Source organism: Nocardia sp. CNS-044 (assembly GCF_059570515.1).
On record NZ_JCANSX010000008.1, the window covers coordinates 667,867 to 688,192 of the forward strand.

The following is a 20,326-nucleotide window of genomic DNA, read 5'->3' on the forward strand; positions in this document are numbered from 1 at the left end:
TGAAACGGTCTAGACGGCCAGTGGGGGTGATCCCGCGGAGGGTTGGTCAGGTGGTTCGTAGGTTCGCCAGGCCTCGGCCAAGCGTCGTGCGGCCTCGCGCAGGTTGTCGGCGACGAAGCTGATGCGGAAGTGATCGATACTGCCGCCGGAGGCGTCGAGACCGGCGCCGGGCAGGATCGCGACACCATGTCGCAGGGCGCGTTGGGCGAACGAGGTGCCATCCCCGCGGGGCAGGCGGATCCACAGTGTCTGGCCGCCGGACACTGTAGGAACCTCCCATTCCGGTAGGCGCTCGGTCAGCTCGGTCACCAGGATGTCGTGGCTCTCCTTGCGCTGCTGTGTGATTCGTTCACGCAGCGCGTCCAGATCACGAAGCAGCCAGGCAGCGGCCAACTGAGCGGGGATGTTGCCGCCGAGATCGTGCACAGCGCGTAGCCGAGCCAACCGGGCGATGACCGGGGTCGGTGCGCGCACCCAGCCGACACGCAGGCCGCCCCAGACGATCTTGCTGAGCGAACCGATGGATATCACGGACTCGTCGTGGGCAGCCAACGGCGGTGGTGGCGGATCAGTTCCCGGAAATCCGAGTTCCGTCAGCACCTCGTCATCGATCAGCGGCACCCCGGCTGTTCTCGCGGACTCGACGAGTGTCCGCCGCGCCAGCGCGGGAAGCACCGCGCCCGTGGGGTTCTGGTAGGTCGCCACGACGTAGGCGAGCGCCGCAGTGGTCACCGCGCCGAGGCCTACCGGACCTGTTCGCGGCACCGCCGCGACCGCCCGAAACGCCTCCAGCGCGCCGGGATAGGTCGGAGCCTCCACCAGAACCCGGTCGCCAGGCCGGAGCAGTGCGTGGGCGAGCAACGACAGCGCCTGCTGTCCGCCGCCGGTGACCAGTATCTGCTCCGGATCGGTCGGCACGCCACGTGCCAGATATCGATCGGCAATCATGGTGCGCAACAGTGGATGTCCGATCGGCCGATAACCGATGTCGCCGTCGACCGCGGCGAGTTCGGGCAGGATGCGCTGATACGCCTCAGCGACCTCGGGCGGCGGTGTCGCAGGTGCGGCGCAGGCGAGAGCGATGACATCGGCCTCCGGCTCGAGCAACTGCAGAAAGGCCGGAGAATGAGTGGTCTCCCGGGCCGGGAGCGCTGCGGGTCCCGCGACCTCGGTGCCGCTGCCCTGTCTGCGCACCACCCGACCCTCCATACTGAGCAGGTCGTAGGCCGCCACGACCGTGCTGCGCCCCACCGCAAGTGCTTTCGCAAGCCTGCGGTCCGGCGGCAATCGCATGCCCGACCGCAGCTCACCGTCATCGATCAACGTCCGCAATCGCCCGGCCAGCAGCAGGTACAACGGCCCGCGGTCGGCGGACCACCGGCCGAGCCGGTCGGCGAGTTCAATTGGCTCCATACGCAAACCATTCTGCCTCGATTGGCTCTAGGACCACGACCCTGCCGCCGTGAGGATGAACCCATGAACAAGATCTCCATCACCGATGTCGTCGACGACCTGGTCGGACCATGGCAACCGCGGGACCTGGCCACGGTCAACGACGCCGTGGTGCGCATCGCCCGCTTCCACGGTGCGTTCCCCTGGCACCACCACGAGGAGGACGAGCTGTTCCTGTGCTGGAGCGGAATCTTCCGCATCGAATTGCAAGACGGCGAGTCGGTGACGCTCGGTCCCGGCGAAATCTTCGTCGTTCCCCGCGGAGTCGAGCATCGGCCGGTTGCCGAGGAACCGGCGCACGGCATCATGATCGAGCGGCCCGAAACAAAGCAATACGGCAACTGAATACTACGGGCGGCTGCGTACGGCCATGCGTGCGTCGGGCCCGGGCAGAGGTGAGGGCCCGACGCACGTTCCTCTCACAGATCCGGGCGGACCAGGATTTGGATGTGGGCGTCCGGGCTGCGGAGGGATTCGATGGCGGCGGGTACGTCGTCGAGGCCTACCTCGGCGGTGATGAGGGAGGCGGCGTCGATGGTGCCGTCGGCGATGCGGCCTCGCGCCAGACTTCGATCGGATCGGAAACCGCCGGGTCGACGACGCGGTGCGCACCGAGTCGTAAGGCAGTGTCGCGCCGCAGTTTCGACGGATCCGAGGCGACGATGGGTGCGACGCCGCGTTCGGCGAGCGCGGCCACCGCGCCCAAACCGACGGGGCCGCAACCGATCACGATGCCCGATCCGGACGGTCCGATCCCGGTGCGCGCCACGTTGCCGAAGCCGACGGCGAGCGGCTCGGTCAGCGCGGCGACTTGCGGCGGCACGTGCTCGGGGATCGGTTCGAGGGCCATGGCCTGCAAGACCATTCGCTCGCCGTAACCGCCGGGGAACTCGTTGGAGAACCCGACACCGTGGATCTGTCCCGCGTGGTCGACCGCCCACGGCAGGGCGACCACGAGCTGTCCGGGCTCGTGCGGCGTGTTCGGCCCGGCCGAGACGACGCGGGCGGCGATCTCGTGGCCGAGCACCACATCCCGGGTCGGATCGAACTCGAAGGTCGGCACACCGCTGTCCCGTGAGGCCTGGAGGAAGTCGTCGGTGCAATCCAGTGCCTGCTTGTCGGATCCGCAGATCCCGCAAGCCACCGTCTCCACCAGCACCTGGCCGGGACCGGGCACCGGATCGGCCACCTCGTCGACGACCAGGCGGCGATCCCGCATCACCACCGCGCGCATCAGCGGCCCTCCTCGTCGGCGCCGAGCGCGGCGGCCAGCGTCTTCCCGTGTTTGTCGAAGGCGCTCTGGATGCCAGCCTGCAAACCGCCGATCATGCGCTCGCTGTTGGCGTCGGCCCACTCCAAAGACGCGATCCGGTTGCGGTTGGCGCCGGTGAAATGCGGAATCACGTGCTCGGCGAACAGTCGCGCCGAACGTTGAGTCGCCTCCCAGTCCGCCACGTTGAGCCCGAGCAGCAGGAAGGTCCCGAAGCCGCCGGACTGCTCGGTCAGCTTCTCGATGGTGGTGATCGCGTCGTCCGGAGTGCCGATGGTGGCGCGACCGAAGGCCGGGAAACCCTCCCCGACCCACTGCCGCACGGCATCTCGCGGCGACTGCCCCCACGGCGCGGTCCGGCCGCTGAGCTTTTCGATGTAGTCGACCAGGTGCCCGACGCCCCACTCGGCGTCCCGCATCGCTTGCTCCCGCGTCTCCGCGAGATGCATCGGGGCGACCAGCCGCCATCGCGATCGGTCCACGGTGTGCCCGTGCTCGAGCAGGGTCTTCTCGTAGACCTTCCAGTTCGGCACCAGCGCCTCGTAGCCGCTGGGATCCGAGGCGGCCAGCGAAAGCAGCCCGGCGCCGTGCCGACCGGCCAGCACCGCACCGGAAGGCGAAATGGTCGAGGCCACAGCCATTTCCATGCCGCCGGGCTGGTAGGGCAGCAGCTGCAGCCGTGCCTCGCCGAGCCGGTACCAGTCGGTCTCGGCGGTCACCGTCTCCCCGCGCAGCAGCCGCACGAGCACGGCCATGGACTCGTGCATCATGTCCCGCTGCCGCACCGGATCGATCCCGAGCATGGCCGCGTCGGTGGCCAGCTGGCCGGGGCCGACGCCCATCATGGTGCGGCCCATGGTGAGGTGATCGAGCAGGCAGAGCCGGTCGGCGAGCATCAGCGGCTGGTGATAGGGCAGCGAGTTCACGCCGGTGCCGAGCCGGATGCGGCTGGTGCGCTGCGCCGCGGCCGCGAGGAAAACCTCGGGAGCCGGGATGATCTCCAGCCCGGCCGAATGATGTTCGCCGACCCAGGCTTCCGCGTAACCGAGCCGGTCGGCCAGCTCCACCAACTCCAGATCGCGCTGTAGTTGCAGCGTGGGATTGCCGGTCAGCGGGTGGTACGGGGCGAGGAAGAAGCCGAACCGGGAGGGTCCGGACGATGCGGTGTCGCTCAATTCAGTTGTCCTGACTTCGGGTTCGCGCGAGTCAGCGCGACCAGTCGTGTCCCCAGTAGCTGTCCGCGGTGATCTCCTCCGCGGTGTAGGTGGATTCGTCCACCAGCAGCCCCTCGGTGCCGTATTCCAGATCCCAGCCGCCGGGCGTGCGGACATAGAAGGAGATCATCTTGTCGTTGGTGTGCCTGCCCAGCGTGGAGGACAGGTGGTAACCGGCCTTGCCGACCCGGTCCAGCGCGCGGCCCACGTCGTCGAGCGCGTCGACCTCGACCATGATGTGCACCAGTCCGGAGCCCTCCTTCCCGCCGGAGGGGATCAGCGCCAGACTGTGGTGGCGCTGGTTGACGCCGAGGAACCGCACCCGCATCGGTCCGTACTCCGGCGGGGTCGGCAGCCGGAACGCGCCGCGCGGCAGGAAGCCGAGCACGTCGGTGTAGAAGCGGAACGCGACGTCCAGATCCGGCACCGGCAGCACCACGTGCCCGAGGCCGAGACCCTCTGTGACGAAACGGTTTCCGTGCTGGGTGACCACCGGACTGTGGTCGAGCACCGGACCGTGGAACACCTCGACGGGCGTGCCCGCCGGGTCGGTGAAGGCGATCGCCTCCTCGACGCGACGCGCGTCGGACTCCTCGACCGAGAGTGTGGTGACCTCGATCCCCGCCGCCCGTACCGCGTCTCGCGCGGCGGTCAGGGCGCGATGATCGCGGACCTCCCAGCCGATGGCGAGCACCTTGTCGGTATCGCCGGGCACCAGCACCAAGCGGGCGCCGCGCTCGTCCATCCGCAGGTAGATCGCGTCGGGGTCGGGACCACTGCCCTCGGCGAAGCCCATCACGTCGAAGGCGAAGGTGCGCCAGGCGTGCGGATCGCTGACGGCGACCTTCACATAGCCGAGCGAGCTGATGACAGCCATGGGGTGGTTCTCCTCAGTCATAGGTGATCCGGACCGTGTCGGTGACCGGAATCGCCTGGCAGGCGAGCACATAGCCGTCGGCCAGGTCTTCTTTCTCCAATACGTCGTTGCGCAGCAGCTTGACCTCGCCGTCGGCCAGACGGCACACGCACGCGCTGCACGCGCCCTCGCGGCAGGAGTAGGGCGCCTCGATGCCGCGGGCGAGCAGCACATCCAGCAGCACCGTCTCGCGCGGCCAGCCGAGTTCGTGTGTCTCGCCGTCGATCTCGACGGTGACGGCGGCGGCATCCTCAGTGATGGTGTCTGCGGTGGACACCGGGGCGAACGGGTCGCCGGTGATCGAGACGAACCGCTCCGAGTGCACGCGATCGACGCCGAGTTCGGCCGCCGCCGACTCGACGGCGTCCATGAAAGGCTCCGGCCCGCACACGAAGACCGCGCGGTCCGCCCACGGCGCGAGCAGCGTCGCCAGCTGACCCGCCGAAGGCAATCCCTGCACCGATTCCAGCCAATGCACGACCGTCAGCCGGTCCGGGTGCGCCGCGGCCAGTTTCGCCAGTTCACCGGCGAAGATCACCGAGCGCTCGTCTCGGTTGGCGTAGATCAGCGTGCAACGTGCCCGTCCCCGCGCCAGCGCCGATTTCAGGATGGACAGCACGGGCGTGATGCCGCTGCCCGCCGCGAGCAGCAGCAGATCGTCGTCGAGCGAGGCCGGTGTGAACACGCCCGCCGGGGGCAGGCTTTCGATATCCATGCCCTCGGCGGCGTTGTCGCACAACCAGTTCGAGCCGTAACCACCCGCCGTCCGCTTGACGGTGACCTTCAGCGGACCGTCCTCGTGGGGCGCGCTGGACAGCGAGTACGAGCGCGCCACCGAACCAGTGCGGTCGCTAGGGATCCGCAGCGTGAGGAACTGCCCCGGCCGGTACGCGGGCCGCGGGCCGGATTCGGGAACCAGTTCCAGCGACACCGCGTCGGCGGTCTCGGCGATCACGCGCGCCACGCGCAACCGGACGCTCACCGCCTCACCTCGCCAGCGCTCGACTCGGCCATGGGCAGAGCTGCCGCGAGTAGGTTTCGCTCCCTCACAGCAGATCCTCCTCTCGAGTGCTGAGCCCCAGCGCGCCCGCGATGACGGCGTTGTCGATGCTGCGACGCAGCGCGGCGCAGCCGGGGACGGGCCCGTCACCGTTGCTGCCGAGTTCGGCGCACTGTCCGACGGCGGCGGCGGTCCACTGTACGCTCGTGTGCGCCGGACTGAATTTCACGACGGCGACGCGGTTTCCGCAGGCCTGGCAGATGACAGCGTCCATGGCGCTCCCGCTCACGCCCCGCTGCTCGCGCGCTGGGCGGCCAGGTTGTCGGCGACCTCGGCCTCCCACGCGGTGATCGCGCGGGTGGTGTCGACCTCGAATTCGAAACGGGCGGTCATCTTCTCGTCCACCTCGGCGACGTCCCGATAGAACTGCTCGTACCAGCGCCGCAGCTGATAGACCGGCCCGTCCTCCTCGCACAGCAGCGGGTTGTCGATGCGGGTCTTGCGCTTCCAGATCGCCACGTCCTGCTCGAAGCCGCGGCCCAGGCTGCCCGCGAACCGCACCGCCATCGCGTCGGCTTCCTCGGGCGCGAGACCGGGCAGCTTCTTGACGATCGCGCCGTACTGGAGCACGAACTTGGTCGGGGTCACCGGGTAGTGGCAGTTGATCAGCACCGCCTCCACGGTCTGGCCGTTGGACTCGTTGACCAGGTTGTCGATCATGTAGGAGGGGCCGTAGTAGTGCGCCTCGGAGTGCAGCACGTTCTTGCCGCCCGCCTCCTTGGCCAGCTCGCCCTGCATGTCCTCGCGGCCGATGGAGGTCATGTACTGGCTGGCGATGTGGCCATCGAAGACGTTCTTGAAATAGGTCGGGAAGGCGAAGTGCACGTAGAAGAAGTGCGCCATGTCGACCACGTTGTCGATGACCTCGCGGCAGTTCGCGCCGTCGATGACGATCTGGTTCCAGGTCCAGTCGCTCCACTCGTCGCTGAACGCGCCCTCGATGCGCGGGATGGTGATGTCCTCCGGCGGCGGGTTGCCCTCCGGGTCGTGCCAGACGAACAGCTGCCGGTTCTGTTCGAGGGTGGTCCACGCCTTGGTGCGGGCCAGCGGCGGCACCCGGCGCGCGTAGGGGATCGCGGCGCAGCGGCCGTTGCCCTTCCAGCGCCAGTCGTGGAACGGGCAGGCGATGGTGTCGCCCTTGATGGTGCCGTCGCCGAGGTTGCCGCCCATGTGCCTGCAGTAGGCGTCGAGCACGTTGAGCGTGCCGTCGGCGCCCGCGAAGACCACCAGTTCGGTGCCGAACGCGGTGATGGTGTGCGGCTGTCCGTCGCGGAAGCTGTCGGCGAGGCCGAGGCAGTGCCAGCCGCGCGCGTAGCGGGCGGGCGGGGCGCCGGTGTCGATCACGCGCACCTGATCGTCGGTGTTCGCCGTGCTCATGATGTCGGGTCCTCCAGAGGTATTTCGCTCAGGCCTATGTCGTTCCGGGCTATTTCGATGCTGTGACGGCGCTCGCGGCGCCGGTAGGCGTGGTCCCACTGATCGGGAGGACGCTCAGACCACCGCGAGCCGCTCGTAGCCGGACCGGTAGAACAGCAGCGGCGCGGCCTCGCGGTGTTCGCTCAGCTCGGTGACGTGCGCGACGACGATGGTGTGGTCGCCGCCGTCGGCCTCCCGGTCGAGGGTGCAATCGATCCAGGCGATGGAGCCCTCCAGCAGCGGCGAGCCGTTGGGGGAGCGGCGCCAGCGCAGATCGGCGAACTTGTCTTGGCCGCTGCGACCCAACTGCCTGCACACGTCTTCTTGGTCGTGGGCCAGGATGTTGACGCAGAACCGGCCGACCTCGCGAATGCGCGGCCAGGTGGTGGACGTGCGGGCGGGGAAGAGGGCGACCGCGGGCGGATCAAGCGACAGCGCGGAGAACGACTGGCAGGCGAAGCCCAGCGGCTGATCATCGGCGAGTGCCGTGATCGCGGTGATGCCGGTGCAGAACCGGCCCAGGACGGCCTTGAAGTCGAGATCGACGGCCATGGTGCTCCTAGTTTCGACTAGAAATATTCCGTTTCGTCATGACCGTAGGCGGCGGGGTGCCCGGAGTGTCAAGCACGGATTCCGGCTACCGAGAAGATCCGTACCGATCTCCGTAGTTTCCGGGATTCACGGTCGACGATGGCGCGGCACTGTGATGGGAGACACAAACACTTGTGCCGAAACTGCACATGCCTAATAGAAATACTTCTAAGCTTGATTCGCTACACAATGGAGGTGAGCCATGACGGTCGAGATGTTGACCCATCCCGAGTCCGGCGAGTGGACAGGTTCGGGTCGTGCGACCGCCAAGCCGGCCCAGCCGCCGGTGTCGATGATCGAACGAATGACGCTGATCCTAGATGCGTTCGACGGCGCGACACCGACTTTGACGCTGCTCGGCCTCGCCGAACGCACCGGGCTACCCCGCTCCACGGTGCACCGCATCCTCGATCAGATGATCCGCCTGCGCTGGCTCGCGCACGCCCCCGGCGGCTACCGCCTCGGCATGCGCACGCTGGAACTCGGCGGACTCGCCGCCGACCACAACGAGATTCGCGATGTGGTGAGCCCGCTGCTGCACGATCTGTGTCAGCGCACCGGGATGGTCGGACACCTCGGCGTGCTCGACGGACGCGAGGTGCTCTATCTCGACAAGGCGGGTGGACGCCTGGCCGCGACCATCCCCACCCGTCTCGGCGGCCGCATGCCCGCGCACAGCACGGCGCTGGGCAAGGCGCTGCTCGCGACGCTGGAACCCAGCATCGTCGAGGCGTCGTTCCGGGACCGGATGCCCCAGCTGACCGCCCGAACCGTCTGCGACAGAGGCGAATTGCACCGGGAGCTGAACCGGATCCGGCACCGCCAGGGTGTGGCCGTGGACAACGAGGAGTCGGTCAGCGGAATCGCGTGTGTGGCTGTGCCGGTGCGCGGACGCGGGGCCGCGGTGGCAGCGCTGTCGCTGTCGGGGCAGGTCAGCGGGGAGCGGCCCGCGTTGGATACCGCGCGGCTGGCGCGGGTTCTCGTGGAGGTCGCGCACGAGGCGGGTCGCGCGCTGTTCCCGCGGCACGCGCGCTGGCGCTGAGTCGTTCGGCGTGAGGACAATCCGATTCCGGCGGCGCGCGGATATTCGGGATTCGGGTCACATATCGCGAAACAGCGAGAGCCCCCATGCGGAGTTTCGTTCCTTCGGTTCCTCCTGGCTCACGCCGAGCAACGTGCCGAGCCCCTGGAAGGCACGTTCGCCGACCATCTGGCGGAGCGCTTCCGTATCGCCGGTGAAGCTTCCCTCGCGGAAGTTCGAGAACGTGCCTCCGACCTCGTATTCCTCGTTCGGGCACTCCCAGCAGTGATTTCCGATGAGGCCGACCTTGGCTTTCGTCGTCCCGTACACCCCGGAGATCCCCGCTTCGTAGAAGCCGTAGACGACGCCCCGCATCGTCGCGTTCCCCTGAATCTCGAGGTTGCCCTCGAGGTACAGATGCCTGCACTCGACCGAGCCGGTCACGATGAGGCTGCCGGTCTCGTCGGTGGCGACCGAGCCTGTCGCAGAGAGGTTTCCGATCACGAGGAGCGCGCCGTCGTAGATGCCGAGATCCCCGTCGATCCGCAAGTCGCCGCGGTGCACCAGGGTGTCGTCATCGAGGCATGAGCGAATATCCTCGTCGAGTATCTTCTCCAGATCCGCCTCCGTCGCCCGCTCCGCGCGCCCGGTCTCGCTCAACGATTCGATCGACTCGTCCGCCACTGCCACTCCTCTTACCCCAATGCGTTGAAGACACTATCGCTTCCATCGCCGGGCGGGGAAGTTCCTCACCGCGGCCGCCGGATGTCGTGCCCGGCAACAGATCCGACGCCGCGTGATACGACACCGCCTTGGAATCCTCTGGCCGCAACGTGTCCCGAGTTTCGCCAGGCGACGATCTGAGTCACGGATGTATCCGGCCGGACTTCGAGACAGGGCCTAGTGCGGGATGGAATCGATGAGGGCGCGGGCGCCCTGGCGGAGCAGGTCGGCGCCGACGAAGAAGCCGAGGGCTTGCGGGTCCTCCGGCACGCCCCAGTGTTTCGCGTCGAGCCAGCGGCTGCCGTCGCTGTTGAAGACCTTGCCGTGCAAGGTGAGTCGGCCCGTGGGGTCGGTGGTGGCGTAACCGGCGATGGGCGAGTTGCAGTGGCCCTGGAGGGCGTGCAGCATGGCGCGTTCGGCGTCGGCGTGCCGGTGCGTTTCCGGATGGTCGAGTTCGCCGCCGACGTCGAGCAGCCAGGCGTCGTCGGCGCGGCATTCCAGCGTGATGACGCCCGCGCCGATCGGCGGGCACATGGTGTCGAGGTCGAGAATCTCGGTGATGCGGTGTTCCTGGCCGACCCGGTGCAGTCCGGCCACCGCCGCGATGAGCACGTCGACGTGGCCCTCCTCGAGTCGCGCCAGGCGGGTGTTCACGTTGCCGCGCAACGGTTTCACGGTGAGGTGCGGGAAGTGCAGATTCAGCTGCGCCTTTCGGCGCACCGAGCTGGTGCCGACCACGGTGCCCTCCGGCAACTCCGCGAGCTTCGCGCCGCTCGCGGTGATCACCGCGTCGTGCACGTCCTCGCGGGCCAGGAATCCGGCGAAGGCCAAGCCCTCCGGCACCGGGATGTCGCCGGGGATGTCCTTGAGGCAGTGCACGGCGAGGTCGGCCTGGTCGGTCTGCAGCGCGAGGTCGATCTCCTTGACGAAGGCGCCCTTGCCACCGAGTTTCGACAGATCCCCCATCCAACGGTCGCCCGCGGTGGTGACCTTGACCAGCTCGCTGTCCACCCCCAGCCCGGCGAGCAGCGCCGCCACGTGCTCGGCCTGCGCGAGCGCCATGGGGCTGGATCGGGTGGCGATGCGAATGATGCGCGTCCGCGACATGGCGTGCACACTACTCCGGGGGTGTGCGCCCCGATAGCGAGGGCGGGGGCAGGTTGACCTGCGGGAGTATCGCGTCCTCGGGAACACCCAACCGGGCTGATCGCGAGCGGCGGGGGCCGGTGACCCAGCCCCCGCCCCGCGACTCAGTACGCGGTGCCGCCGGTCGCCGGTGTGCGGCCGTGCCGCATGACCAGCGCGATCAGCAGCGCGAGCGCCGAGGCGCCCGCCGCGATCCAGAACCCCAGCTCGTAGCCGCGGTCACCGAAGATATCGGGAATCGGGCTCGGCGGCGTCGGCTGACCGGCGACGGTGACCAGCGCCCGCATCGGACTGGCGTTGAGGAACGCGGTGACGATCGCCAACCCGATCGCCACGCCCATGGACTGCATGACCCCGAGCATGCCGAGGCTGATGCCCTGCTGTTCCTGCGGGACGGCCTCGACCATGAGGATCGGCATGGCCGCGTAATAGAAACCGAACCCGATGCCGAACGCGGCGCTGACCCACAGGAACACCACCCAGGTGTGCGGCAGCACGGCGTAGCAGACTCCCGCGCCGACGAACAGCGCGAGCGCGGCGATCAGCGGAATCCTGGCGCCGATCCTGCGGGCCAGCGCACCGGCCAGCGCGCCGCAGAGCATGGCGAGCACGGCTTGCAGCAGCGCGATGCGCACCGCGAATTCCATTAGCGTGTAACCGTTTCCGTAGCTGTACCCGGGATCGAGCAGCACCTGCACGGCCTCCGGCGGCATCGGGTGTCCGGTCTGCTGCTGGATCTGGGCCAGCGTCGCCTGCTGCACGCCCGCGGTGACGGTGGCCTGGTCGGGCGTCTGCGTCATGTAGCCGAGCGCGTAGGACTGCACGCCGATCAGGAACGACGCGAACAGCGCGCCCGCGAGCACCAAGGCCACCCGCGGGTGGAACAGCAGACGCATGTCCATGATCGGCCTGCTGACCCGGGTCTCGATCACCACGAACAGCACCAGCAGCGCGAGCCCTGCCGCCAGCCAGGCCAGCGTGGTCGGCCTGCCCCAGCCCCAGTCGTGGCCCTTGTCCAGGTAGATCAGGGTCAGACCGGCGCCCGCGGACAGCAGCACCGCGCCGACGATATCGATGCGCTCGGGCACCCGCAGCTTGGACTCCGGCACCACGAACCAGACCAGCGGCAGCATCAGCAGCGTGAACCCGGCGAGGGCCCAGAAGATGGCGCGCCAGCTGTAGTTGTCCACCAGGAAGCCGCCGAGCAGCGGACCCGCGATGGCCGAGAGCCCGAGGCCGGTGGCGGTGATGCCGAGGCCGAGCGGAACATACTTGCGCGGCAACAGGTCCCGGATCAGGCCGTAGGCGATCACCGCGGTCGCGATGGCGGTGGCCTGCAGGCCGCGCCCGATCAGGAACAGCGCCCAGTTCGAGGTGACCGCGTCGAGCAGGCAGCCGAGCATGAACAGCACGCCGCAGACGAGGAACATCCGCTTCTTACCCCAGACGTCGCTCATCTTGCCGATCAGTGGCGACGCGGCGGCGCCGATCAGGCCGAAAACGATGATGGCCCAGTTGATGTTCGCGCCGACACCGGGAAAGGTCGGCGCGATCTTCTGCAGGGCCGCGGCGACGATCGTGTACTGCATCGGGGCGACCTCGGTGAACAGCACGATGACCGCGAGCACGGCGAAGATGCGGCCGCGCGACGCGCCGTCGAGTCGTCCGGTGTCGTCTATGGATTCGGTTACGACGCCCGGACTTTCGGTAGTCGCGGGGTCGCGGGGAATGGTGGACATGGATCGCCCTCCGATGTTCAGGTGATACGTGTTGTGAAACCTGTCACATCGGCGGTGGATCGATGCCGCGCGAATCCCACTCAACGGGATTTCTCACCCGTTATATGCCTAAGCGATATAGTCCTAGCGTGACGGAAGCCAAGCCTGTCCCCGCCGACGCCGGGGTTCCCGACCTGCCGACGACGAGCTGGGCCGTGCTCGGAATGCTCTCGCACGCCGAGGAACTGTCCGGCTACGACCTGAAGAAGTGGGCCGACTGGAGCCTGCAGTTCTTCTACTGGAGCCCGTCGTTCAGCCAGATCTATGCCGAGCTCAAGCGGCTGGAGAAGCACGGTTACGCCACGTCGCGGACGGTGCTGCAGGACGACGGGGTGCGCGGCAAGCGGATGTACGCCATCACCGAGGCGGGTCGCGAAGCCGCCGCGCACTGGGTGAACCACGCGCCGGTGGAGGCGCCCGTCCTCAAGCACAGCGTGATGCTGCGCGCCTGGCTCGGCCATTTCGCCGAACCGGAGCGGCTGCGCGAGATTCTCACCGAACACATCGGCTACGCCGAGCGGATGCGCAAGCTCGCCGAGGTGGACGCCGAGGGCGCCGAGGAGAATCCGGACTGGGCCTACCCGGGTGCCGTGCTGCGCTGGTGTGTGCGCCACTACGAGGCCGAACGCGACTTCGCCAAGGAACTGCTCGCCGACGTCGACAAGCTCGCGGCCGGGCAGCGCCCGAAGCGTCCCGCCAAGGGCAAGGGGCGCCGCGCGTCCTGAGCGCCCACTGAGCGGGACTGCCGCTTCCTATATCGATTAGGAATATTTCTACTAGTCATATAGGAGGTGGTCATGGGTACCGAATTCGCAGGACAGCGGACGTTGGATCCGGTCGAGACGGCGATCGCCGCGATCGCCGCGGGCGGGATGGCGGTCGTCGTGGACGACGAGGACCGGGAGAACGAGGGCGATCTGATCCTCGCCGCCGAGCTGGCGACCACGGAGTCCATCGCGTTCCTGGTTCGCCACACCAGCGGCGTGCTGTGCGCCCCGATGGCGGGACCCGATCTGGACCGCCTGTTGCTGCCGCCGATGACCCCGGTCAACGAGGACCCGAAGGGCACCGCGTACACCGTGTCGGTCGACGCGGCGCACGGCGTCAGCACGGGAATCTCGGCCGCCGACCGCGCCCGCACGCTTCGCCTGCTCGCCGACGCGCGTACCAGGGCGAACGATCTGACCCGCCCCGGCCACGTCTTTCCGCTGCGCGCCCACCCGAGCGGCGTGCTCGGCAGGCCGGGGCACACCGAGGCGGCGGTGGATCTGGCCCGTCTCGCCGGACTGCGCCCCGCCGGGGTGATCGCCGAGATCGTGCGCGACGACGGCGCCATGGCCAGGCTGCCGGAACTGCGCGAGTTCGCCCGCGCGCACGGCCTGCCGATCATCTCGATCGCCGACCTCATCGAGTACCGCCGCAGAGCCGAGCGGACCGTGACGCGCGTGGTGCAGACCAGGATGCCGACGAAGTACGGCGAGTTCCGGCTCCTCGGCTACCGCGACGAGCTCACCGGAACCGAATCGCTCGCCATGGTCTTCGGCGAACCGGGACGGGACGCGGTGCTGGCGCGGCTGCACTCCGAATGTCTCACCGGCGACGCGCTCGGCTCGCTGCGCTGCGACTGCGGCGATCAGCTGGACGCCGCACTGCGCGCGGTCGCCGCGGAGGGCAGCGGCGTGGTGGTGTACCTGCGCGGGCAGGAGGGGCGCGGCATCGGACTGCTGAACAAGTTGCGCGCCTACGAGCTTCAGGACCGCGGCGCCGACACGGTCGAGGCCAACGTCGCGCTCGGGCTGCCGGTGGACGCGCGCCGCTACGCCGCGGGCGCGGAGGTGCTCGCCGATCTGGGCATCCGCTCGGTGCGCCTGTTGAGCAACAACCCGGCCAAAGCGGCCGGACTCGAGGAGCACGGCATCGCCGTGATTCGCAGGCTGCCGCTGCAATCCGCCCCGACCGAGCACAACATCCGATACCTGCGCGCCAAGCGTGATCGGATGGACCACCAGCTGTCCGAGATGGATGCCGAGCTGGAGCGGGCGAGCTCTTGACGAAGGCCGGATCGAATCTTTTTCGGTGACGGGCGTCCGTCCAGTCTCGAATGCCCGCTATTAGCTTGCGGATTGCCGGCGTGCGAGTCGAGCACGGCGAAGAATTTCCGTTCGGGCCCTGCGAGGCGAAATGTGCTGGTTTCCTAGTCGAGACAGGATCGACAGTCAGCGAGTGGGGAGAGCCGGAAGCCGGAGACGACGGTGCACCGAATACCGATACAGCAGGGTAGTTTTCGGATGGGCTGGGTGTGGGCGTCCGTCGGCGCGGTGATCGCGGTGGTCGGCGTCGCGGTGTGGGCGGTGCGGCCGGAGGCGGTCTCGTGCGAGTCGGCGCCGGGCGGTGGACAGGTCCTTCCGACGTGGTCACCGGTAACCGGTAACAGTTCCGGTGTGCCCGCGCGGCATTCGCCGCCGCTGCCGCCGATGCCCGGCGAGGCGCGGTACTACTCGTCCAGCTCGACCGTCGCCTGCTCTTACGAGGACCTACCTGTCGACGGGCTCTACGCGGGCCTGTCGTCCGCGGAGTTCGGCGGCGCCGACTTGTGCGGCGGGCATCTCGACGTGCGCGGTCCGCTCGGGGCGGTGCGTGTGCTCATCGCCGACCGTTGCCCGGGATGTGCTCCGGGGCAGCTGGATCTGAGTGCTGCCGCGTTCGACCGGATCGCCGACCGCGCAGACGGCGTCGCGCAGGTCAGCTATCGGCTGGTCCGGAATCCGGAGCCCGCACCCGAGCTCGGCTATGTGGTGAAGCCGGACTCCACGCCGGGCTGGCTCGCGATGCTGATCACCGGCACCGGAAACCCGATTCGTCAGGTCGCGCTGCGCGACGAGGAGGGCGCGCAGTGGCGGGAGCTGACGCGCGGGAAGGACAACTACTGGACCCTCGTGGGGGCCGGATCGGGGCCGTTCATCGCGCGGATCACCGACGCGTACGGACACGAGGCCGAGATCGTCGGCGTGTCAATGGATTCCGGCGCACAGCGGACCGGCGTGCGGTTGTACACCGCGGCCCCGGTCGAGCCCACACCCGTCGTTCCGCCCGCGACGTCGTGGGTGCGGGGCCAACCGGCGGTCACCGACCCGTCGGCGCTGTGTGTTCCTTAGCGTGCATCCGCTGTGCGTTCCCTAGCGTGCATCCGTCGCGGGACCGAGTTGCTCCTGGCGCGGCTCCCAGAATGGCGGACCATCATGGTCGACGCAGACCGAGTGCCCTCGAGGGGATGTGAGGTCCCGCGCTGAAACCGAGCGACAACTCCTCCCGGAGCGGAAAATTCGCTCAGGCACTGCGAGCGCCCAGCGCGATGCGCAAGAACCCCTGGCCCAGGGCGAAGTTCGTGGGATAACCGTATCGACGCCGGGGTATCCCTCGGGTAGGGCGGATCGAGCCCGTGAACCTCCACGGACGCAGCGATTCTGGGGCCGTCGTGTGCCCGATGCGCCGGGCGGCCCACTCGCACAACGATTGTGCGATGACTCGGTCTCGCTTGGATCGAGTTGCTTGACGCAACTCACTGCCGCTCTTACCTTCGCGGATATAGCCGAGTGATTGTCACTGACAACCGTCACTCGGGTTTCTCACAACGGCGTGAGTGGGTGATCGTCATGGCGAACCGGAAGGTAATTCTGTTCCGAAAGCGACCTCTGGCAAGGGCATTCGCGGTGCTACTGCTGGTGGTGGGGGTCGGGGCAACGACAAGTCTCGGCACGCAAGCGTCAGCGGACGCGTGCGCCGCGGTGGACGTGGTCGTCGCCCGAGGCACCGGGGAACCGGGGTGGTTGGGCAGTGTGGTGGGCGATCCACTGTACGGCACGCTGCTCCAGGCGCTTCCGGTCGACTCCACGGCGTACCGAGTGAACTACCCGGCGGACCTGCTCGTTCCGTCCTCGATCAGTGACGGCACGCGGGACATGACCGGTCACATCATGGCCCAGGCGGCGATGTGCCCGGATCAGCGGTTCATCCTGGTCGGATACTCGCAGGGCGCGGTCGTCACGCACGGTGTGCTCGGCACCGGCATCGTGACCGCGCTGCCCGGCATGTACACGCTGCCTTACGAATTGGAGTCGAGGATCGCCGCGGTCCTGCTGTTCGGTGATCCGGTCCGCCTGATCGGATGGAACGTGCCGGGGTTGTACGCCTGGCGCACCGCCAACTACTGCACCGGCGGTGACCCGGTGTGCGGCGGCGGTTTCGATCCGGGGGCGCACGGCAACTACGGATGGGCGATGTGGCTCGCCGCGAACTTCGCGGCCGTCCGCGTCTGAGCATCGGACCGGGAAATCCGGGAGGTGGGGTCGGCGGCGACGCCGGCCCCATCGCCGTGTGCGCGGACGGCGTGGACCGCAGAATGCTGCTGTCCACGAACGGAATTCGAGGGAATCGACGCGCTGGAAACGCCTTTCCTCGGCCGCCGTTTCCGAACGGGGCCGGACCTTTTCGAACCGGATCCGCCGCGCTGACCGGTCATTCGGTGACGAAGTCGGCCATCATCGCCATGTCCTCGTGCTCCAGATTGTGGCAGTGCAGCATGAACGGGCCGGGGTAGTCGGTGAAGCGGACGGCGACCTCGACCGCCTCCGTGGGGTGGATGTCGACGGTGTCCTTCCAACCCGCGTCGAAGCGGCCCGGAGCGCGGTTGTTGCGGCCGATCACCTGGAACGGATCGAGGTGGACATGCACCGGGTGGTGGAAATCGGTGAGGAAGCGCCAGATCTCGACCGTGCCGAGTTTCGGGCGAGCCAGCGGCTCGCCCGGTGCGTAGAGCTTGCCGTTGATCGCCCACCCGTGCTCGCGCAGTTGGAAGTGGAAGGTGCGCACCGCGACGGCCGTGCTCGGGTCCAGCGCGTCGATGCGGCTCAACCGTTCCGGGATGGCGGTGTCGTCGCGCCGCGGTGAGCCGGTGACGCCGAAGCACATGACCTCGGTGGTGCGCCCGGATCCGAATTCGTTGCGAAGGCGCACCAGTGTTCCCGGCCGGTAGCGCGCGAAATCGACTACGAGATCGACTCTTTCACCGGGTGAGAGGTCGATCGCGTCGTCGGCGACGGGTCTTTCGAGCAGCCCGCCGTCGCTGCCGATCCGAACCAGTCCGCCACCGCCGGGCGGCGGCGGATCCAGCGACAGCCGATAGCGGCGGGCGTTGGATCCGTTCAGCAGCCGGAACCGGTAGCGCGCCGGGTCGACCTCCAGCCGCGGCCACGGTGCGCCGTTGACGAGCAAGACGTCGCCGAGCACGCCGTTCATATATGCGTCGGTGACACCGGGGACGCGCAGCGCCGGATCCGCCTGCGGGTAGGCGAACGAGCCGTCCTCGGCGAAGGAACGGTCGGCGACCAGCAGCGGAATGTCGCGCTCCCCGGTGGGCAGCGGAAGTGCGGCTTCCTCGTCGTCGGTGATCAAGTGGAATCCGGCGAGTCCGCGCCAGACCGCGGGCCCGGTGAACCCGTGCCGGTGGTCGTGATACCAAAGGGTCGCCGCACGTTGGTTGTTCGGATAGTGGTAGTCGCGCTCGCCGTAGGAGACCTGCGTCGCCACGTGCTCGCCGTGGTGCGCGGTCGGCGCCGCGGTGTCGCCGCGCGGAAGGATGACGTCCATCGGGTAACCGTCGCTGTCGGCCGGTGTATGCCCGCCGTGCAGGTGCACCACCACCGGATGCGGCAGTTCGTTGCGGTGGCGCACCACCGACTTACGACCCGCTCGCGCCCGAATCGTCGGACCGGGAAAGCTGCCGCCGTAGGTCCACGCCGGGGTGCGCAGGCCCGGCAGGATCGCCAAATCCGTTTCGCGCTGGATGATTTCGTAGTAATCCGCCTCCGAGTCGGTGCGCACCGGAGCGAGGACGGCGGGAACTGGCAGTGGGACCCGGAACGCCGGTGGCAGCGGCGCCGAGCTCGGCAGCAACCGGCCGGGTTGGCCCGGTGTGAGCAGCATGCCACCCCGAACACCGGCCGCGCCCAAGGTCGCCGCCACACCGAAACCCGCACCGGCCGCGAGCAACCCGCGCCTGCTCATCCGGCTCACGCGGGCCACCGCCACGCCCAGACCGTCATCAGCGCGGTGCCGATGGCCAGCCCCACGGCCAGCGGCACGTGCACCGCGAGGATCCGCTGTTCGCCGAGTGGGATCAGCGCACCGGCGAGAACGATTTGCACGAGGCTGGTCCGCACCGGCCAGGACGGTCCGGAACCGCGCCGCCACAGCAGGATCGCGGCGACGGTCTGCACGACCATCGCCAGGGTGACGAGACCTCCATTGCGGCCGTGTGCGGCCAGTGCTTCGAAGTGCCCGGACAGGAACTCGCCCGCCAGAAAGGCTTGGCTCAGCACAAGCGCCGCTTGCGCCGCGGTGACGGCTCGGAACAGCGCCAGTGGCCAGAATGCCGGGGTCGCAAGGGTTTCGGTCATGGTCAGCGGGCCTGCCGCACGCCGCGACGCCAGATTTCGGCGATCGCGGAGGTCGCCGCGATGTCGGCGGTCGGGTCGCCGGTGACGAGCAGGAGGTCGGCGCGCAGGCCCGGCGCGATCCGGCCGCGGTCGGTGAGGCCGAAGTGGTCGGCGGGCAGGCTGGTCGCCGCAGCGAGCGCCCGCTCCGGCGACATGCCCGCCTCGGTGAGCAGCCGCAGTTCGGTATGCAGGTCGACGCCGTGCGCCGGGACGAACGGCGTGGCGTCGGTGCCGGCCAGCAGGGGAACGCCCGCGCGGTGCAGAGCGCGTGCGACGCGCGTTGCGCCGTCGAGGGTTCCGGCCCGGGCGCAGTCCGGCGTCTGCGCGGACCGATCGCTGATCGCGGCGAAATACACCAGCGTCGAGACGACGAAAACGCCTTGCGCCGCGACCCGGTCGACGAGCGCGGTGTCCGGTTCCGTCCACACGTGGGCCAACCCGTCCACGCCCGCGTCCAGCGCGATGCGTACCTCGGCGGCGGTGAGGGCGTGCGCGACGACCCGCAACCCGGCCGTGTGCGCCGCGGTCACCAGCGCGGCCGCGGTGTCCGCGCCCAGCACCGGCAGTTCGGCGCCGTGCACCGCGCCGTCGTCGACGACGATCTTCAGGTAGTCCACGCCCTCGGCGAGGCGGGCGCGAACGAAACCCTCGGCCTGGTCCGGCCGCTCGATGGTGTCGAACGGTTCGACATCGAGCGCGTCCACACCGGGCGCCGCCAGCAGTTGACTCGGGTGTCCGCCGGGTGCGGTCGCCAGGGTGCCCGCGCTGCGGAAGTCCGCGACGTCGTCACGTTCGGCGGCCAGTGCCCGCTGGGCGACGAGTTGGCTCGGCAGGCAGAACATGTCGAGCTCGGTCGTGACGCCGTGGCGCAGCGCCTGTGCCAGGTTGTCGCCGAACACGTGCGTGTGCGCGTCGATCAGTCCCGGCAGCAGAGTCTTTCCCGCGCCGTCGATCTCGACATCGGCCGGGCCGCCGTCGTAGTCGGCGATGCGGTCGTCCACGATCAGGACGGTGGCGTCCCGGCTGGTCTTCTCCCCGTCGAACAGGCGGACGTCGTGAATTACGGTGCGCATGGTGGTCTCCTTCGTTCTCGGCGGCGGGCGCCGCATTCGGAGATCAGGAGTGGCCGGCGCCGCACGAGTGTGACGCGGGAGTGAGATGGATCACCCCTAGGCACCGCCGCGTCACACCGCGAGGGCGCCAAGCACTCTCATGCTCGAGACGAGCGGGCGAAACAGGGAGATG

At 68.7% G+C, this 20,326-nt stretch carries 20 protein-coding genes; 6 read left to right on the forward strand and 14 right to left on the reverse strand.

Annotated features, from left to right (window positions below):
• Positions 1–9: 9 nt before the first annotated feature.
• A complete protein-coding gene (locus T333_RS22110) occupies positions 10–1,413 on the reverse strand; it encodes an aminotransferase-like domain-containing protein (RefSeq protein WP_496425686.1) in 1,404 nt (467 codons plus the stop codon).
• Between the two features lie 63 nt (positions 1,414–1,476).
• On the opposite strand from T333_RS22110, the gene T333_RS22115 reads away from it, so the two are divergent.
• Positions 1,477–1,797 (forward strand): cupin domain-containing protein, encoded by a 321-nt coding sequence (locus T333_RS22115; RefSeq protein WP_496425687.1) that lies wholly within the window; start codon positions 1,477–1,479, stop codon positions 1,795–1,797.
• A 157-nt stretch (positions 1,798–1,954) separates the two neighbouring features.
• Here the strand turns inward: T333_RS22115 and T333_RS22120 are convergent, their stop codons facing one another.
• The 7 genes from T333_RS22120 to T333_RS22150 form a co-directional block, all read right to left on the reverse strand.
• Positions 1,955–2,686, reverse strand: coding sequence for an alcohol dehydrogenase catalytic domain-containing protein (locus T333_RS22120; protein ID WP_355002754.1), 732 nt, complete (start codon positions 2,684–2,686; stop codon positions 1,955–1,957).
• Complete coding sequence (locus T333_RS22125; protein ID WP_496425688.1) at positions 2,686–3,897, reverse strand: LLM class flavin-dependent oxidoreductase; 1,212 nt, start codon at positions 3,895–3,897, stop codon at positions 2,686–2,688. The genes T333_RS22120 and T333_RS22125 overlap by 1 nt, the downstream gene beginning before the upstream one ends.
• Positions 3,898–3,928: 31 nt before the next feature.
• The gene (locus T333_RS22130) at positions 3,929–4,813 is read right to left on the reverse strand and encodes a VOC family protein (RefSeq protein ID WP_496425689.1); all 885 of its coding nucleotides are present in this window, start codon (positions 4,811–4,813) and stop codon (positions 3,929–3,931) included.
• Between the two features lie 13 nt (positions 4,814–4,826).
• On the reverse strand, positions 4,827–5,834 hold the full coding sequence (locus T333_RS22135; protein ID WP_496425690.1) for a 2Fe-2S iron-sulfur cluster-binding protein: 1,008 nt from the start codon (positions 5,832–5,834) through the stop codon (positions 4,827–4,829).
• Positions 5,835–5,898: 64 nt separating this feature from the next.
• Entirely contained in the window at positions 5,899–6,141 is a 243-nt protein-coding gene (locus T333_RS22140; protein ID WP_357249507.1) for a hypothetical protein, read from the reverse strand.
• Complete coding sequence (locus T333_RS22145; RefSeq protein WP_496425691.1) at positions 6,138–7,289, reverse strand: 3-ketosteroid-9-alpha-monooxygenase, oxygenase component; 1,152 nt, start codon at positions 7,287–7,289, stop codon at positions 6,138–6,140. Before T333_RS22145 ends, T333_RS22140 begins: the two co-directional genes overlap by 4 nt.
• A gap of 114 nt (positions 7,290–7,403) precedes the next feature.
• Positions 7,404–7,880: a flavin reductase family protein gene (locus T333_RS22150; RefSeq protein WP_496425692.1), complete on the reverse strand. Its 477-nt coding sequence runs from the start codon at positions 7,878–7,880 to the stop codon at positions 7,404–7,406.
• 241 nt (positions 7,881–8,121) lie between these two features.
• On the opposite strand from T333_RS22150, the gene T333_RS22155 reads away from it, so the two are divergent.
• On the forward strand, positions 8,122–8,961 hold the full coding sequence (locus T333_RS22155) for an IclR family transcriptional regulator (RefSeq protein ID WP_355002747.1): 840 nt from the start codon (positions 8,122–8,124) through the stop codon (positions 8,959–8,961).
• Positions 8,962–9,018: 57 nt separating this feature from the next.
• Here T333_RS22155 and T333_RS22160 read toward each other — a convergent pair whose 3' ends face one another.
• The 3 genes from T333_RS22160 to T333_RS22170 all read right to left on the reverse strand — a co-directional run bounded on the left by T333_RS22160 (position 9,019) and on the right by T333_RS22170 (position 12,548).
• Positions 9,019–9,624: a bactofilin family protein gene (locus T333_RS22160; protein ID WP_355002746.1), complete on the reverse strand. Its 606-nt coding sequence runs from the start codon at positions 9,622–9,624 to the stop codon at positions 9,019–9,021.
• Positions 9,625–9,840: 216 nt separating this feature from the next.
• The gene (gene hemC / locus T333_RS22165) at positions 9,841–10,770 is read right to left on the reverse strand and encodes a hydroxymethylbilane synthase (RefSeq protein WP_355002745.1); all 930 of its coding nucleotides are present in this window, start codon (positions 10,768–10,770) and stop codon (positions 9,841–9,843) included.
• Positions 10,771–10,913: 143 nt separating this feature from the next.
• Positions 10,914–12,548, reverse strand: a complete 1,635-nt coding sequence (locus tag T333_RS22170; RefSeq protein ID WP_357249498.1) for an MFS transporter — start codon at positions 12,546–12,548, stop codon at positions 10,914–10,916.
• Between the two features lie 128 nt (positions 12,549–12,676).
• On the opposite strand from T333_RS22170, the gene T333_RS22175 reads away from it, so the two are divergent.
• The 4 genes from T333_RS22175 to T333_RS22190 all read left to right on the forward strand — a co-directional run bounded on the left by T333_RS22175 (position 12,677) and on the right by T333_RS22190 (position 16,903).
• Entirely contained in the window at positions 12,677–13,312 is a 636-nt protein-coding gene (locus T333_RS22175; RefSeq protein WP_355002743.1) for a PadR family transcriptional regulator, read from the forward strand.
• A gap of 72 nt (positions 13,313–13,384) precedes the next feature.
• On the forward strand, positions 13,385–14,638 hold the full coding sequence (locus T333_RS22180) for a bifunctional 3,4-dihydroxy-2-butanone-4-phosphate synthase/GTP cyclohydrolase II (protein WP_496425693.1): 1,254 nt from the start codon (positions 13,385–13,387) through the stop codon (positions 14,636–14,638).
• Between the two features lie 237 nt (positions 14,639–14,875).
• A complete protein-coding gene (locus tag T333_RS22185) occupies positions 14,876–15,742 on the forward strand; it encodes an expansin EXLX1 family cellulose-binding protein (RefSeq protein ID WP_496425694.1) in 867 nt (288 codons plus the stop codon).
• Positions 15,743–16,372: 630 nt separating this feature from the next.
• Positions 16,373–16,903, forward strand: a complete 531-nt coding sequence (locus T333_RS22190) for a cutinase family protein (protein WP_496425777.1) — start codon at positions 16,373–16,375, stop codon at positions 16,901–16,903.
• 199 nt (positions 16,904–17,102) lie between these two features.
• Here T333_RS22190 and T333_RS22195 read toward each other — a convergent pair whose 3' ends face one another.
• The 3 genes from T333_RS22195 to T333_RS22205 are packed head-to-tail and all read right to left on the reverse strand — an operon-like array spanning position 17,103 to position 20,154.
• On the reverse strand, positions 17,103–18,674 hold the full coding sequence (locus T333_RS22195; protein WP_496425695.1) for a multicopper oxidase family protein: 1,572 nt from the start codon (positions 18,672–18,674) through the stop codon (positions 17,103–17,105).
• A complete protein-coding gene (locus tag T333_RS22200) occupies positions 18,656–19,042 on the reverse strand; it encodes a hypothetical protein (protein ID WP_496425696.1) in 387 nt (128 codons plus the stop codon). The genes T333_RS22195 and T333_RS22200 overlap by 19 nt, the downstream gene beginning before the upstream one ends.
• 2 nt (positions 19,043–19,044) lie before the next feature.
• Positions 19,045–20,154 carry an amidohydrolase family protein gene (locus T333_RS22205; protein WP_496425697.1) on the reverse strand — a complete coding sequence of 370 codons (1,110 nt, stop codon included), beginning with the start codon at positions 20,152–20,154 and terminating at the stop codon, positions 19,045–19,047.
• Positions 20,155–20,326: the final 172 nt, after the last annotated feature.

Coding starts and splice junctions, on each gene's coding strand:
- T333_RS22110 (WP_496425686.1), bottom strand. CDS start 1,413: ATGGAGCCAATTGAACTCGCCGACCGGCTCGGCCGGTGGTCCGCCGAC.
- T333_RS22115 (WP_496425687.1), top strand. CDS start 1,477: ATGAACAAGATCTCCATCACCGATGTCGTCGACGACCTGGTCGGACCA.
- T333_RS22120 (WP_355002754.1), bottom strand. CDS start 2,686: ATGCGCGCGGTGGTGATGCGGGATCGCCGCCTGGTCGTCGACGAGGTG.
- T333_RS22130 (WP_496425689.1), bottom strand. CDS start 4,813: ATGGCTGTCATCAGCTCGCTCGGCTATGTGAAGGTCGCCGTCAGCGAT.
- T333_RS22145 (WP_496425691.1), bottom strand. CDS start 7,289: ATGAGCACGGCGAACACCGACGATCAGGTGCGCGTGATCGACACCGGC.
- T333_RS22150 (WP_496425692.1), bottom strand. CDS start 7,880: ATGGCCGTCGATCTCGACTTCAAGGCCGTCCTGGGCCGGTTCTGCACC.
- T333_RS22155 (WP_355002747.1), top strand. CDS start 8,122: ATGACGGTCGAGATGTTGACCCATCCCGAGTCCGGCGAGTGGACAGGT.
- hemC (WP_355002745.1), bottom strand. CDS start 10,770: ATGTCGCGGACGCGCATCATTCGCATCGCCACCCGATCCAGCCCCATG.
- T333_RS22170 (WP_357249498.1), bottom strand. CDS start 12,548: ATGTCCACCATTCCCCGCGACCCCGCGACTACCGAAAGTCCGGGCGTC.
- T333_RS22180 (WP_496425693.1), top strand. CDS start 13,385: ATGGGTACCGAATTCGCAGGACAGCGGACGTTGGATCCGGTCGAGACG.
- T333_RS22185 (WP_496425694.1), top strand. CDS start 14,876: ATGGGCTGGGTGTGGGCGTCCGTCGGCGCGGTGATCGCGGTGGTCGGC.
- T333_RS22200 (WP_496425696.1), bottom strand. CDS start 19,042: ATGACCGAAACCCTTGCGACCCCGGCATTCTGGCCACTGGCGCTGTTC.
- T333_RS22205 (WP_496425697.1), bottom strand. CDS start 20,154: ATGCGCACCGTAATTCACGACGTCCGCCTGTTCGACGGGGAGAAGACC.